This window comes from Hymenobacter canadensis, assembly GCF_027359925.1.
GTDB lineage: Bacteria > Bacteroidota > Bacteroidia > Cytophagales > Hymenobacteraceae > Hymenobacter > Hymenobacter canadensis.
On record NZ_CP114767.1, the window covers coordinates 1,823,283 to 1,838,814 of the forward strand.

The window sequence follows — 15,532 nt, forward strand, 5'->3', positions numbered from 1 at the left end:
GCCGGAAGCTTTCGTGTTAGGAGGCTTTCTTTCCAAACACCCGGCAAATAAGCCCCCTAATTCATGCACACCAACTACTATTTCCTGCGCCAGCTGGCCCCCGCCCTCACGCAGCAGCTGGCCGGCTACCGGGTGGTGGCGTGCTTTTCGCAGGAAAAGGATGAGTTGGTATTGGGCCTGACCAACGGCACGGCGGAGTTCTGGCTGAAGGCCCAGCTGTCGGCCACCTTCACGGCGCTTGCGCTACCCGAAACCTTCCACCGCGCCCGCGCCAACTCCGTGGACCTGCTGCCCGACCTGCTGGGCCAGCAGCTGCGCGACGTCACGGCCGCGCCCCACGACCGGGTGCTACAGCTGCGCTTCGAGAGTGGCGCCACGCTGCTGCTGAAACTCTATAGCTCCCGCCCCAACGCCGTTTTCCGCCCCCGGCCCGAGGGCCCGGCCGTGCTGTTCCACCAGCGCTACACCACCGATGCCGACTTGCAACCGGTGTTTACCGCTCCTGATTCTCCCTCCGCTCCTGCCCTGCCGGCCGCGCACCCACTGAAGCGCTACCCGGCCCTGGCCGATCTGCCCGCCCGCTATCTGCGCGCCCACGGCTACGACCAGGCAACTGCAGAGCAGCAGGAGCAGCTGGTGCAGCAGGTACTTCGGCAGCTCGAAAACCCAGCGGCCTTCTATCTTACCACACTGGAGGGCCGCACCCGCCTGAGCTTGCTGCCCATCGGCGAGATTGAGCGGGAGTTCCCGGCCTCCGGCCCTGTTGCCGCCCTGCGCGCCTTCATGCCGCTAGCCCTTAGCCGCCGCGCCCACGAGCTGGAGCTGCGGCAGCTCCGCCAGACCCTGGAGCGCCGCGCCGAGGAAGCCACCACCAGCGCCAGCATGGCCCGCCGCCGGCTCTATGCGTTGGAGCATACGGTAGGCTACCGCCAGACTGCCGACCTCATCATGGCGCACCTGAGCCAGATTCCGGCCGGCGCGAGCAGCGTGGAAGTTGTGGATTTCTACCAGGACAATCAGCCCCGCACCATCAAGCTCAAGCCCTCCGAAACACCCCAGCGCACGGCCCAGAACCTCTACCGTAAGGCCAAAAACCAGCAGCTGGAAACCCGCCAGCTCTCCGAGCGGGCCGAGCGCCGCGAAACCGAAGCCTTCTGGTGCCTGGAGCGCCTGGAAGAGCTGCCCCTGCTCCCGCCTGATCTGAAGGCTCTGCGCGCCTGGCGCAAGCAGCATCAGCTGGAGCCCCAGACCAAAGCAAAAGCCGCCACCGAGCTGCCATTCAAAGTATTCGAAGACTCGGGATTCACAATTCTGGTGGGCCGCAATGCCCAGAACAACGACCTGCTCACGCAGCGCTACGCCCACAAAGACGACCTGTGGCTGCACGCCAAGGACGTGAGCGGCTCGCACGTGGTGGTGCGGCACCGTGCCGGCCAGCCGGTGCCCGAGCCCGTGGTGGAGCGCGCGGCCCAGCTGGCCGCGTGGTACTCGCGCCGCCAGAACGACTCGCTCTGCCCGGTGACGGTGACGCCCAAAAAATTCGTGCGCAAGCCCAAAGGCGCCCTGCCGGGCCAAGTGCTGGTCGAGCGCGAAAAGGTGGTGCTGGTAGTGCCCCTCAACCCGTTCGAGCGCAACGGCGGGTAAGCCCCCTGCCGGAGGGCGCCGCAAACGGACACAAAAAAGCCGCTTCAGCTTAGCTGAAGCGGCTTTTTATTGGAGTGCGCGCGGGGAGATTCGAACTCCCACACCCGAAGGCACCACCCCCTCAAGATGGCGTGTCTACCAGTTTCACCACGTGCGCAGATTGGCAAGCACTCCTGTTAAACTTGCTCAGACCAAAATCTGAGGCCTTACTGAGGTGGTAAAGCGAGAGCAAAAGTAGGGACTACGACCGGGTGGCGCAAGCCCGTACGCGTATTTTTTGCCGATTACCTTGCGCCAACAACGTACCGCGCACCGTTGCGCACTCAGGATCAGCGAAAAACCCGCTCATTAAAATTTCATTCCGATTCCGCCATCTTGCTGAAATTCGGCGGTACCGGAGCTCCGGCGCACCATTTCACGTCTCATTCGCTATTCTCATGCAAGATTTATTGCCCGCCGGCTCGTCGCACGGGAACGTATTTGCTCGGTTTGCAGGACGGGTTACAACGTGGTCTGGCACCACTATGGCTTTTTGCCTGGCCTTGGGCACGGTGGTGGTGTGGGCCCTTACCGGCCCCGTGTTTCAGTATTCCGAAACCTGGCAGCTGGTCATCAATACCAGCACAACCATTATCACCTTCCTGATGGTATTTCTAATTCAGCGGGCCCAGAACAAGGATTCGCTGGTGCTGCACCTTAAGCTCAATGAACTGATTGCCGCGCACAAAGGCGCCAGCAACCGGCTCATCAATGCCCAGGATTTCTCGGAAGAGGAAATCCATCTGCTGCACCGCTACTTCACCAAGCTGGCCGAAATGGCCCGGCAAGACCACAACCTGGGCCGCACGCACAGTGTGGAGGAAGCGGAAGAGAACCACGAAACCAAAATACAGGCCGGACACCAGCCCCGATGAGACACAAAAAAAGGCCGGCCCGCTTTGGAAAGCGGGCCGGCCTTTTTTACAACGCTTGGGCGCTTATTCGGCGCGGGCCAGCGGCGTGTCTACCACGTGCTCCGACACGAACCACACCTGCAGCTCGTTGAGGCGCATTACGTCGCTCACAGCGAGGTCGTTGGTGCCATCGTCGCCGGCATCATCAGCCTCTTTGGCAAACTTGTGGCAGTTCTTGAGAATGATCTGGTGCGCCTCCAGCAGACGGCCCACCTGGATGGGGGCCTCTTCCCGGTCGCGGGGTGGGCGCGGGACGCTGGTCAGCTCGGCTACATCGTGGGCCATAGCCACGGCCACGCCACCCAGAATCTGGATACGCTCGGCAATGGTGTCGACCAGCGTGCTTTGCTCCTCGTAGTGCTTGTCGTAGAGCAGGTGCAACTGGTAGAAAGTAGGCCCTACTACCTGCCAATGGTGCTTTTTGTAGAGGTCGCGCAGCGTGATGGTGTCGGCCAGCAGCTGATTGAGGTTGGTTACGCTCTGCTGACGGGTTTTCTCGTCGAGGCCGATGGGCAGGCGCTGCGACACCGTGCCATACTTCTGCAGCGGGGCCGGCGCGTTGAATTGCTGATTGAGAATAGGCTGCACGCTGGGAGCAGTCGAGGCGTCGGCTTTGGAGGCAGACGAAGCCTTGGAAGTAGCTGGCGCAGCGGCGGCAGGTTTCTTGGCGGGAGCTTTGGCCATGGGAAAAAGGAAGCGAGGTAAGATCAAAAGAAAGCCGCCAGCCACCGGCCAGCAACGTGCATCCATACGCTTGAAACCAAATTTGGGTTAGCTTACACCCCACATTTACTTGCCCCGTATACTCCGTTTTATTTGCCCGATGCAGCACGCCCACACGCACCCCCACCCGGAGGACCATCTGACCAGTTCGGCGATGTTGCAGGACATTGTCATCGGGCTTTCTGATGGCCTGACGGTACCCTTTGCGCTGGCGGCCGGCCTGAGCGGGGCAGTGCAGTCGTCGGAGCTGGTGATTACGGCGGGACTGGCGGAAATTGTGGCGGGCTCCATTGCCATGGGTTTAGGCGGCTATCTGGCGGGCCGAACCGAAGTAGAGCATTATACCGCCGAGCTGGCGCGCGAGCACCAAGAGGTGCAGCAGGTACCGCACGTAGAGCGGGCCGAAGTGGATGAGCTGCTGGCCGAAATGGGCCTCTCGGCCGAAACCCGCGCTCTGGCCGTGCAGGAACTCACCGCCGACCCCGAGCAATGGGTGCGCTTCATGATGAAATACGAGCTGGGTCTGGAGCAGCCCGACCCGCGCCAGGCCCCCAAAAGTGCCGTCACCATCAGTCTGGCTTATGCGCTGGGCGGCTTGATTCCGCTGAGCGCCTACTTCCTGACCAACACCCCAACCGACGGCCTGATCTGGTCGGCGGTGATAACGCTGGTGTGTCTGCTGCTTTTCGGCTACCTCAAGAGCCGCCTGACCGGCCAGCCGCCCGTTACCGGTGCCCTGCGCATGGCCGGTATCGGGGCGCTGGCGGCCGGCGCGGCGTTTTTTGTCGCCCGCCTGATCAGCTCGTAGTCAGCGGCTATCTTCCTTCATTCCGGTATTCCCTATGCCTTTCCCCTTCTTCGGCGACGACAAGTCCACCATTGCCCGGCTACTTTCCACCCTGCCCCAGACCGGCCGCCTGGAGTGGATAGGCCTGCGCCCGGCCCGCCGCGAGCCACTGCTCTCCGTGCCCGAAGCTACCGTAGAAACCGACCGGCATCTGGCCGGCGACCACGCCCGGCCCAAAGCCGGCGGCAAGCGCCAGATTACGCTGGTGCAGCAGGAGCATCTGGCGGCCGTGGGCGGATACCTGGGCCTGGAGGCGCCAGTGGAACCCGGCCGCCTGCGCCGCAATCTGGTGGTGAGTGGGTTGAATCTACTGGCACTTAAGAACCGGCAAATACTCATCGGGGACACGGTGGTGCTGGAGATTACGGGCGAGTGCCACCCCTGCTCCCGCATGGAGGAAGAGCTGGGCCCCGGCGGCTACAACGCCATGCGCGGCCACGGCGGCATCACAGCGCGCATTGTGCACGGTGGCGTCATCCGGGTTGGTGATGCGGTGCGGGTGGCACCGGCAGTGGCTGCAGCAGCGGAGTAGCGCTGCGGCAGAACCTAGGCCAGTATGGCTTTGTAGGTGATGATGGCCTGCAGCACTTTCGACACAGGACAATTCTGGCTGGCGTCGTCTACCAAAAGCTCAAACTGCTCGGCTGACAGCCCGGGCACGGTTGCATCAACAGTCAGGTGCGAGCCGACAATGCAGCCTTCGCGCATCGCCATTTCGCACTGCGCATAGATGTACTCGGCCGTGAAGCCCGCCGATTGCAGGTTGAAAGCCAGCTTCATAGCGAAGCAGCCGGCGTGGGCCGCGGCCAGCAGTTCCTCGGGGTTGGTACCCGCTTCTCCTTCCGCAAAGCGTGAGCGGTAACCATAGCGGGCTTCCTGTAGCACGGTGCTGCCGGTACTGATCTGGCCGTCGCCGTCGGTGCCCCGGCCGTGCCATTGGGCCGCCGCGAATCGTTGAATAGTATGCATATAAAGCTAATAGGCGCTGAGGGTAAACTCCTCTCGTGGTAGGCGGCCAAAGCAGGCAGCCCACTGGTACGCGGCGCAATTTTGGCTGAAATTTACCTTCCCCGGGCGAACCTACCCAAGGCGGGGGCCTTCCATTTCGGGAACGGCCCGCACGAAATTGGGAAACCGCCCGTCTTACTGGTAGCCGTACAACTGGTTCCGGCGGTTTCCTGCACGGTGTAGACGTATGCTCGCGTCTCTACACCGTTCGCAAAGGGGTTACGCTTAAAATCGACCGGAAAATTGTGCTGAATAGTTCTTCCAGACTATTCAAAAAGCCGCGGGTGCAGCTGGCACCTATCCATGGAATGCTATCGGGTCGGCTATCGTGCTCGGCCGCTTATTTGTGTGGTCTTACTTCTGCCTGGAACTATTCAAATAGTACAGGAAAGCGCTAAACGCAGATTGAAAGAACGTGTTCAGAGATAGCCGCAATCTTATACATTTGCATTTTTTAATGAAAATTTAATCCTTTTCACCAATCCGATTCCGGTGCAGTTACCGTATGGCTCTTGTCTTCGGAATGGCCAGTTGTGAATCAGCAAAGTACAACCAGCACCTGAAGACATCTGGCTGCATTTTTCCACTTCACTTCCCATTTCCTGTGATGACAACATCCTTACGCTCTCCATTAACGCCTTTCAACCGCCGGATGCTGGGCCTCACTGTGGGTCTGGGCCTGCTGGGTACCGTAGCGGCCCAGGCCCAGACGGTTTACGGCCTCAACCGGGCATCCAGCCAGCTGATTGTATCGACTTTCACCGGAGGTGGCACTCCTGCTTTCCTGACGATTACGGGCGTGGCAGTAGGCCAGACCATCGTGGGGCTGGATTCGCGGCCCGCAACCGGCGAGCTGTTTGCGCTGGGCTACACGGGTAGCGGCACGGCTCAGCTGTATAGCATCAACAAAACCTCCGGCGCGGCTACGGCCGTTGGGGGCACACTGGCGCTGGCCCTGGGTAGCGGCACCGAGGGCATTGGCTTCGATTTCAACCCTACCGTTGACCGGATTCGGGTGACGAGCCTGACGGGAGGCAATTTCCGCCTCAACCCCAACAACGGCGCGCTGGCCTTCACGGATGGGAACCTGAACCTGGCTTCCGGTGCGCCGGCAGTAGGCTCGGTGGCCTACACCAATAGCTTCATCGGCACAGCTACTACCACACTCTACGATGTGGATGAAAGCCGCTCAACGCTCTACACCCAGAACCCGCCCAACAACGGCACGCTGGTTACGCCCCTGTCCATTACGCGCAACGCTCTGCCTCTGCTGGCTGCCGGCGACCAGACAGACCTCGACATCTACACCGACCCGGCCACCCGCAGCCAGCTGGCACTGCTGACCGTGACGCGGGTTACCAATTCCGGTCCGCAGACCACGTTTTATACCCTGGATCTGGCTTCCGGCAACGCTTCGCTGCTGATGACCGGCCAGGCCGGACTGGCGGTGGATGACATTACGTTCGGCATCGACCGGACGGCGCCGGCCCCGAGCGGGCAGTTGCTGTATGCGCTGAACACCAACAACACGCTGGTATCGTTCTACTCCAACACGCCCGGCTACATTCTGGCCGCCACAACAATCACGGGCATCACGACCGGCCAGACGCTGGTGGGCACCGACTTCCGGCCCAACAACGGCCAGTACATCGGGCTGGGCTATGATGCTACTACGGCCGGCAACAACACGCAGCTCTACAGCATTGTGCCGGCCACAGGCGTGGCCACGCCCATCGGCATGGCCATCCGGCTGGAGCTGGGCGGCCCCACCGATAACATCGGCTTCGACTTCAACCCGACCGTGGACCGGATTCGGGTGGTGAGCACCAACCGCGCCGACTTCCGCCTCAACCCCAACAACGGCGCCCTGGCTGCCACCGATGGCCAGCTTACGTACGCTGCCGGCGACCCGAACGTCGGCACCGCGCCCCGCATTGGCACGGTGGGCTACACCAACAGCTTCCCCGGCAGCACCGCCACTGTGCTCTACGACATCGATGAGGCGCTAAGCATTCTGGCCACGCAGAACCCGCCGAATGCCGGCATCCTGAACACGGTGGGCAACAATACGGGCCTGGCCCTGAACCCGGCCAACGCCCTGGCTGACCTCGACATCTTCTTCGACCAGAGCACCTCCACCAACCGCGCCTTCCTGACGGCCAACCCCAACGGACAGGCCACCAGCAACCTCTACACGCTGGACCTGGGCACGGCCAACCCCACGCTGGTGGGCGCCATCGGGCTGGGCATTCCGGTGCGGGATGTGGCCGCGCTGATTGGCGGCGCCAATGCGTCGGCGGCCCTCACGGGGCGCCTGCTCTACGGCGTGGCCGGCGGCAACCTTGTATCGTTTGACTCCGGCAACCCCGGCGTTATTCGCACGGCTGTCAACATCACCGGCCTGCCCGCGGATGGCTCGCAGGTGCTGGTGGGCACCGATTTCCGCCCCGCCAATGGGATGCTGTACGCACTGGGCTACAATGCCACCGCGCAGCAGGGCCAGCTCTACACTCTGAACCTGAGCACCGGCGCCCTGGCGCCGGTAGGCAGCCTGCAGGCCCTGCCGCTAGGAACCGTGGCTTCCAGCATCGGCTTCGACTTCAACCCGGTACCGGACCGGATTCGTATCACGTCGGCTGCCAACCAGGCCAACCTGCGGATGAACCCGAACGATGGCACGTTCCTCACCGACGGTACGCTCACGAACCCCAACGGGGCCCCGGCGCTGTCGGGCGTGGCCTATACCAACAACGACAACAACACCGCCACCGGCACCACACTCTACGGCTACGACCAGACCCGCAACGTACTGCTGCGCTCCACTGACGCCAACCTCGGCACGTATGTAGACCAGGAGGCCACGGGCCTGACCATTGCGGCTGGGGCTGATTTCGACATCTTCGCCGACCTCACTACGCCGGCTACGCCCGTCAACACGGCGTATCTGGTGGCCGCCCCCACGGGCAGCAGCGCCGACAACCTGTACACCGTCGACCTGACCAGCGGCAGCGCCACGGTGGTCGGCCGCATCGGTAGTGGCTCCAATATCACCGGGCTGGCCGCCTTCCTGACGCCGGTACTCAACGGCATCACCTGGACTGGCGCCATCAACAGTGACTGGACCAACCCCGGCAACTGGAACCCCATGCAGGTGCCCACCGCCGCCGACAACGTAACGATTCCGGACGTTGCCAATGACCCGGTGGTTAGCACCGCCCAGCAGGTCAACAGCCTGTTGCTGGGCAGCGGCGCCACCCTCACCACGGCCGACGGCAGCCAGCTCACGCTCAATGGCAACTTCACGAATACCGGCGGCTCGGTACTGGGCTCCGGCAACGGCGAGTTCCGCTTCTCGGGCTCAACGGTGCAGACCATCAGTGGCACCAGCACCACGTTCAACAACCTGACGGCCGGTCCGGCCGGCGTCACGGCCAGCGCACCGGTATTGGTGCAGCGGGTATTGCTGCTCAATGGCACCTTCACGTCTAACGGCAACCTGACGCTGCTTTCCAACGCTACCGGCACGGCCCACGTCGTGAACAACGGCGCGGGTGTGGTGAGCGGCAGAGCCACGGTGCAGCGCTACATTGATGGCTCCCGCAACGGCGGCAGCGGCTACCGCCATTATTCGGCGCCGGTATCCGTCTCCACGGTGGCCGATCTGGCAACCAGCGGCTTCTCGCCGGTGGTGAACCCCGCCTACAACACGGCCGCGGTTCCGGCCGCCGTCACGCCCTTCCCCACCGTATTTGGGTACCGCGAAACCCGGGTGAATACCAGCGGCAACCCCGCCCCGCAGGATTTCGACAAAGGCTTCTTCTCGCCTAACGCCACCACCGACACCCTGATGGTTAGCCGTGGCTACACCGTGAACATTCCGGCCGCTCAGACCGTGGATTTCGTGGGCACGCTCAATAATGGCACCTACACCACCGGCAACCTGACCCGCGGCACGCAGACCGAATCGGGCTGGCACCTGCGTGGCAACCCCTACCCTTCGCCCATTGACTGGGAACTGGTAGTGCGCAACAACGTGGATGCCACGGTATATGTCTACCGCTCGGAGGGACAGTATGCCGGCACCTATTCCACTTATTTGGTAAACCGGCCTGATGCTAGCACTAATGGCGGTGAGCGGCGCATTGCCTCGGGCCAGGGCTTCTTTGTCCGGGCCAGCTTCGCGGGTACCTCTGATGCTTCGCTCACGTTCAACAATACGTCCCGCTACACGTCCTACGAAAACCCCGTATTCCAGCGCGGCGCCTCCGATTCGCCTCTGGTACGGCTGGATTTGCGTAGCGCAGCCGGCGCCGCTGATGAAGCGGTAGTGTACTTCGAGGCCGCCGCTACCGCCGGCTTCGACTCGCAACTGGATGCCTACAAGCTGCAGGGCGGTTCGTCGCTGCTGCTGGCCAGCGAGGCTACCTCGGGTACGCTGCTGGCCGTGAATGCGCTGCCGCAACTAGCACAGCGCGACGTGCTGGTGCCCCTGCGGGTGCAAGCCGCCGCCGGCAGCTACACCCTGCGGGCCACAGAGCTGCTGCGCCTGCCGGCCGGCACTTTTGCATACCTCCGCGATGCGCAGACCGGTACCATCACTGACCTCACCAATCAGGCACAGTACAGCTTCGTGCTAAACGCTGGGGCGGTTGCTACGGGTCGTTTCTCGGTGCTGCTCACCCAGCAGCGCGTGCTGGCCAATGCGCCGGCGTCGCTGAGCCAGCAGGTGGCGGTGTTCCCGAACCCAGCCCGCGGCACGGTATCAGTTAGCCTGCCTGCTTCGCTGGCACGCCAAGCTACGGCAGTACAGCTGCTCAATTCGCTCGGGCAGACGGTGCGCAGCCTCACGCTGCCCGCCGGCTCTACCGATGTGCGCCAGATTCCGCTGACGGGCGTGGCCACCGGCGTGTATACGCTGCGGCTGCAGACCGAGCAAGGCACCATCAACAAGCGCCTGATTGTAGAATAGTCGTTGCCTAATGGTCCGGTTGCGCAGGCTTTCCTCGCAACCGGACCGCTGTGCCGGCTTCGGTTTACCTTCTTTGTTTTGCTACTTCCCTTCCTATGAAAATCCTTTTCTCTTCGCTTCGTTTTGCCTTTGCTACGGCCGGAATTTTTCTAGTAGCCGGGGGCATCAACTTAGTCCAGGCCCAGGGCCCCGGTTCCGGTGGCCCCGTTCCAGAACCTACCGCCGTACCGATTGACGGTGGTGCTTCGCTGCTACTGGCAGCCGGCGTAGGCTTCGGCCTCAAAAAGCTGCGTGAACACCGTAAGCGCTAAGCGCTGCTAATACGGCACACGAAAAAGCCCGTTTCCAGAGCTGGAAACGGGCTTTTTCGTGTGCCGTATTTCTACTGGCGCGCAATTCGCCCAATGACTCATCCCAACGGCTCCAGGGAAAAAATTCGGTTATCTTATATCATTATAAAATATAACTACTGTGCCTGACACGTAGCTATTCTTCGGAAACGTGCCCTAGTACTATTAAATATATCGGAAAGACTTTGTCTTTTTATCACACATATTCAATTGGTTACCGGATTATTTTACAATAATCACAAATTTATTTCATTCTATCCAAAATCCATTATCTACTATGTCATCGTATGTACCTTTGCTGTTAGTATCAAACTATCAGCTGCACCACTTTTTATGGTGTAGCTGTCGCCCTTCTTACGCTTACTCCTGCGCAGCACACCTGGCCCAGGTTCCATTGAGTTTTGAGTTTACCTCTCACCACGAATTTCAATTCGTATGGAACGTCACGTGCTTACTTCATCCTTACCTACTACTGCCGTAGCCCTTCTGCTGATTGCCAGCGGTACATTGTCTGCCAGCACGTTTTCGTCGTCTGCAGCCTCCTCCCTCTTTCAAACTACTGATATCGATGACTATCAGTACGGTGCCGCAGGCAAATTCCGGTCGAAGCACCGCGTTGCTCGCCGCCGCCTCGCCCTCGCTTAACCAAAAAAGCGCCCAGACTACTGCCTGAGCGCTTTTTATCGTGTTGGTTCTCTTGGCACCTACGCACCTTCCATCCGCACAATGCGCGGCGTGAAAGAGCCCAGCACATCCACCAGCTCGGTCTGGCTTTGCATCACGGCCCGGATGTCTTTGTAGGCCTGCGGGGCTTCATCGAGGCCGCCGCCAATCAGTTCGATGCCGTGCTGCTGCAGATAGCGCCGCACCTCCGCTTCGCCCAGCTCCTGCTTGGCCCGGGTCCGGGACATTGCCCGCCCCGCCCCATGCGACGCCGACGACAGCGAGGCCGCTTCGCCCCGCCCCCGCACAATAAAGCCGGGAGCCGTCATGGAGCCGGGAATGATGCCAAGCACCCCGGCCCCGGCCGGCGTGGCACCCTTGCGGTGCACAATGGCATCACGGCCATCAGCCAGCCGTTCTTTCCAGGCGAAGTTGTGGTGGTTTTCCACCTTCGCCAGAGGCCGCTCACCCAGGGCTTTGGCCAAGCGCTGATGAATCTGGTGGTGGCAGGCCGAGGCGTAGTCACCGGCCAGATTCATGGCGGCCCAGTATTCCTGTCCGGCCTCACTTTCCAGCGACAGCCAAGCCAGATTCTGGGCTTCGGCGGGCAGCTGGCAGACGTCTTTGGCGAGCTTGGTGTAGTGGTTGGCCACGCTGGCGCCCAGCCCCCGCGAGCCGCTGTGCGACAGCAGCCCCAGGTACTGGCCCACCGGCACGCCCAGCTCATTGGTAGGGTCGAGGATATCCACCACGCCCCACTCCACGAAGTGATTGCCGCCGCCGGACGTGCCGATATGCTCGGCGGCCGGGCCCTGCTTGTTGCGCAGGAAGCCTATGTCGCGGAACTCGGGACGCTCCAGCACGGCGTGGTCGAGCTTCTGGCCGCGCACGAAGCCCTGCTTGTTGCCGAACCGCGTGTGCTCCAGCAGCAGCTTGCGCAGCTCCTGCACCCGCTGCTCCAGAAACTTGGGCGGCAGCGCAAACACCGACAGCGCCATCCGGCACCCAATGTCCACGCCCACGGCGTAGGGAATCACGGCGTTGTCGGTGGCCAGCACCCCGCCGATGGGCAGGCCGTAGCCGTGGTGGGCATCGGGCATGAGGGCGCCGGCCATGGTTACGGGCAGTTTCATGGCCGTTTCCATCTGGTGGATGGCACCCTGCTCGATGTGCTCGGCCCCGAAGACGGCGTAGCTTTTCCGCTCGGTGAGGGCAATATGGCGGCTGGGCGCGGGCAGCAGCGCGGCAGCCGTATGGCTCCAGTCGAGGTCGATGAGGAAGTCAGTGGGGTTTGCCAGCAGGGCCGTGAGCAGGGCCAACTGGTCGGTTTGAGAGAGTTTTTTGAGGTGCTTGCGCTGCAGCTGGGCCAGCGCCAGGCCAATAGCCCGGCCCTCGGGAAACCCGAGCTGGCGCAAGTCGTTGCCACGTAATTGTGAGGCCATGATGGAGGAATTCGTGAGTGGGAAGTAGTTAGTATTGAGTAGTTGGTATCAAGTATCGGTCAGTTCTTATCAATTGATTGACAATAAGTAATTAGTTGTGAATGATAGGTAATGCGGATAACTGAGTAGGATTTGTGTTGTATTTGCCGGATGAAAAAAACTGGGCAACAAGCCGAACCGCCGCTTGGTAGTGACAGGACGAAGTATGGCGGCCCTACGGCACCAGCTTTTTTCCACTAATCGGGCAACAGGGTGCAGGGCCCACATGCGTGCTCTAACCAACTGAGCTACTGCCTCGCGGCAGGTGGGACTTGAACCCACGACCCCACCGACCCAATCGAAGTAAGGCCCTGCTACGGCACCAATCAGCCGGCAATTTGTACGGGGCAACAAGCGCCCGGCCTCCAAAAACCTGCTCTACCAGCTGAGCTACAGCTGCCACCGAAGCAGCAGCCAGCGGGACTCGAACCCGCGACCTGGGCGTTAAAAGCGCGAAGTATGGCCCGGCTACGGCACCCGTACAGATTTACGCTAAAGTAAGTAGGCTATACAAATAGAATAAGGCCGGGGCGACAGGTGAGAAACGGCGGCTGATGCCACATCTGCTCTACCACCTGAGCTACTGCCCGCCCTGATGCGGCCGGCAGACACGACTCGAACGTGCGACCCGAAGAAACGCTTCTCCACGGCACCCGGCTTATCATAACGTCCTGAAACCACGGCGCTGGGGCAACGGTCAGCCGGCGGATTGTGCCCCGGCCGTAGCCGTAGCGTGGGACTCGAACCCGGCAGCACTTCCGAAGAAGCCTGCTTCAACCAGCTAAGTACCACCCGCTTACGGCACCCAACGGCCGTAGTTCAGGGGTTGGAACGGGCGCCCGGAGCGCAGATGCTCCGGCGCCGCGCCGTTCCGGCCGACGGCTGCCAAATGGTGGTCAGCCGCCTTCCCAAAGAGTTTACGATGTATTAGACATGATTATTGCGTGATGCTTGTAGAAAATCAGGCAGGGGCCCGGGAGCGGCGGCAGCTTTTCTTGGCGGAATGCCACTCCCGGGGTTGCGAGTGTCAGAAGTCAATCGATTCGATTTCGGTGAGGGCGGAGCCACCGTTTTCCAGCGCCGCCAGCACGTCGAACACCTTGTCGGACCAGCCGGCAATCAGGGCCACTCCGTCCTCGGCGCGCACGTCGAGGGGGGCGGTACCGTGGCCAGCCAGGTCGAAGAGGTACAGCCGCGCCTGGGGCGCCACCGTGCGGCGGTAGTCGGCCCACTCCTTGGCGATGGTGGTGCCATTGAAGTGCGTGTTCCACAGCTGGCAGTCGGTGAACACCAGCACCTTGTCCACCACCTCGCGGCGGCGCTTCAGGTCCTCAATAACGAGGTAGCCGTTGGTGCTGTAGCCGACCTCACCTTCGCGCCGGTAGAACTCGTCGACGTTGCGCAAAACCGGGCCGCGGGGCAAGCTCAGCCGCTTCCAGGTGTTGCCGAACATACCGGCCACCACGTGCTGGCAGCGGCTCTGCAACAGCATACCCAGCACCAGGCCCACGTCGTAGAGCAGCACTTTGCTGCGCGGCGACACCGGCTGCTGCATCGAGCCCGACACGTCGCAGGCAATTACCACGCGGGTGTCGGGGCCGAAGCCGCGCAGGTTGGCGGCGCTGTGGCTGATGGCGTCTTCCAACGCCGCCAGCACCGCCGACACGTGGCCGCCGTGCAGGGCTTTCACCTCGCGGTAGGCCGCCAGAAACCGGAAGGGCAGCTGCTTGCTGCGCGCCACCGCAAACCGGTCGGCCAGGGCGGCGCACACCTCCACCATCGTTTCGGCCGACACGTCGGCTTCGAGGATGTTGCGCAGGTTGCGCAGCAGGGCCATGTAGCCCAGCTTGCCGCTGCCAATCAGCTCGGTCCATTTCTGGCGGAAGGCTGCCGTGCGCTCCGCCGGCGTGGCGTAGGCCACCTGCCCCAGCGCCGACAGCTCGGTTTCCCAGGTGTAGGGCGTGGGCAGCGTGCCCGCCACCAGCTGGTTGAACAGGGCTTGCTGCTCGGCGTTTTTGGCGGCGGGGTGCACCAGAAACAGCGCGTCGCGGAGGCGGACGGCGCCGGCCCGGTCGTACTTGGCCAGCTGGTAGCCGTCGAAACGGTTGAAGCTCTGGGCCAGGCCTTTCTGCACCTGCTTGGAGAGGCGGTTGAGGGTTTTGCGACCGGTGCGCTGGTTGGCCTGCGTATAGAAGGCCAGCAGCTCGGTGATTTCGTCGGGGCGCTGTACGATGCGGGCCACCAAACGGCTCACGAGGCTGTCGCCGCGGTGGCGACGGGCCAGCTCCACGGCCAGCACCAGGGGTACGGAACGCAGGTGCATCCGCTCCCGGGCATACACCGCCAGCTGGGCCACAAAGCGAGGCTCGCACCGGGCCACCAGCTCCCGGAGCCGCGTCAGCCGCGTATCGGCCGTTTCGTAGAACTGGTCGGCGAGGGCCGTGGTGGCCACAGCGGCGTACAGCTCCAGCGCAGGCGACAGGGTGAAAGCAGTAGCCCCGGCGTGGTTTACGGTATCGGGCCGGGCTTTGCGGAAGGGTAAATTAAAACGCATAAAAATGGCGGTAAAAAGATGAAAACGACACGCATTTAATTGAGGAAAAAGCCTGGCTTTTGCGCGTTATATTTCAGGCATATTTTTCCTGTTTCGAATAAAAATTAATTTATTCGATTGAAAAATCAGCATGAAAAAAGCCCGGCTTCTCGGGAGAACCGGGCTTCTTCACGAAGGCATCAGACGGAAGTTATCCGCGTGAATCTTTCGATAAAAAGTCCCGGCCGCACATATTCCACTCGCGGCGATTTTGCCGTTTACTCGGGAAGGATAGCGCAACGTAAGCAGCTGGCTGGTGCATGGCCGAAGGGGATAAGGGGTTGAAAAACAAACAACCCGA

10 protein-coding genes and 1 tRNA gene are annotated in these 15,532 nt (G+C 61.8%); 6 read left to right on the top strand and 5 right to left on the bottom strand.

All coding sequences use genetic code 11. The annotated features are described in order from the left end of the window. The first annotated feature begins 63 nt into the window (after nucleotides 1-63). Nucleotides 64-1,644, top strand: a complete 1,581-nt coding sequence (locus O3303_RS07870) for an NFACT RNA binding domain-containing protein (RefSeq protein WP_269561513.1) — start codon at nucleotides 64-66, stop codon at nucleotides 1,642-1,644. 75 nt (nucleotides 1,645-1,719) lie between these two features. Here O3303_RS07870 and O3303_RS07875 read toward each other — a convergent pair. After that, nucleotides 1,720-1,801 (bottom strand) — tRNA-Leu (locus O3303_RS07875). 367 nt (nucleotides 1,802-2,168) lie between these two features. On the opposite strand from O3303_RS07875, the gene O3303_RS07880 reads away from it, so the two are divergent. Further along, complete coding sequence (locus O3303_RS07880; RefSeq protein WP_269561514.1) at nucleotides 2,169-2,558, top strand: low affinity iron permease family protein; 390 nt, start codon at nucleotides 2,169-2,171, stop codon at nucleotides 2,556-2,558. Nucleotides 2,559-2,621: 63 nt separating this feature from the next. Here the strand turns inward: O3303_RS07880 and O3303_RS07885 are convergent, their stop codons facing one another. Further along, nucleotides 2,622-3,281, bottom strand: coding sequence for a Dps family protein (locus O3303_RS07885; protein WP_269561515.1), 660 nt, complete (start codon nucleotides 3,279-3,281; stop codon nucleotides 2,622-2,624). A 139-nt stretch (nucleotides 3,282-3,420) separates the two neighbouring features. On the opposite strand from O3303_RS07885, the gene O3303_RS07890 reads away from it, so the two are divergent. After that, nucleotides 3,421-4,128, top strand: coding sequence for a VIT1/CCC1 transporter family protein (locus O3303_RS07890; protein ID WP_269561516.1), 708 nt, complete (start codon nucleotides 3,421-3,423; stop codon nucleotides 4,126-4,128). A 34-nt stretch (nucleotides 4,129-4,162) separates the two neighbouring features. After that, complete coding sequence (locus O3303_RS07895; RefSeq protein WP_269561517.1) at nucleotides 4,163-4,699, top strand: MOSC domain-containing protein; 537 nt, start codon at nucleotides 4,163-4,165, stop codon at nucleotides 4,697-4,699. Nucleotides 4,700-4,713: 14 nt separating this feature from the next. Here the strand turns inward: O3303_RS07895 and O3303_RS07900 are convergent, their stop codons facing one another. Further along, complete coding sequence (locus O3303_RS07900; protein WP_269561518.1) at nucleotides 4,714-5,136, bottom strand: OsmC family peroxiredoxin; 423 nt, start codon at nucleotides 5,134-5,136, stop codon at nucleotides 4,714-4,716. Nucleotides 5,137-5,827: 691 nt separating this feature from the next. Here O3303_RS07900 and O3303_RS07905 point away from each other — a divergent pair. Further along, nucleotides 5,828-10,144 (top strand): DUF4394 domain-containing protein, encoded by a 4,317-nt coding sequence (locus tag O3303_RS07905; protein WP_269561519.1) that lies wholly within the window; start codon nucleotides 5,828-5,830, stop codon nucleotides 10,142-10,144. Between the two features lie 95 nt (nucleotides 10,145-10,239). Further along, nucleotides 10,240-10,455 (top strand): PID-CTERM protein-sorting domain-containing protein, encoded by a 216-nt coding sequence (locus tag O3303_RS07910; RefSeq protein WP_269561520.1) that lies wholly within the window; start codon nucleotides 10,240-10,242, stop codon nucleotides 10,453-10,455. Between the two features lie 743 nt (nucleotides 10,456-11,198). Here the strand turns inward: O3303_RS07910 and O3303_RS07915 are convergent. Then, nucleotides 11,199-12,599 carry an RtcB family protein gene (locus O3303_RS07915; RefSeq protein ID WP_269561521.1) on the bottom strand — a complete coding sequence of 467 codons (1,401 nt, stop codon included), beginning with the start codon at nucleotides 12,597-12,599 and terminating at the stop codon, nucleotides 11,199-11,201. 1,066 nt (nucleotides 12,600-13,665) lie between these two features. Continuing rightward, the gene (locus O3303_RS07920; RefSeq protein WP_269561522.1) at nucleotides 13,666-15,192 is read right to left on the bottom strand and encodes a TROVE domain-containing protein; all 1,527 of its coding nucleotides are present in this window, start codon (nucleotides 15,190-15,192) and stop codon (nucleotides 13,666-13,668) included. Nucleotides 15,193-15,532: the final 340 nt, after the last annotated feature.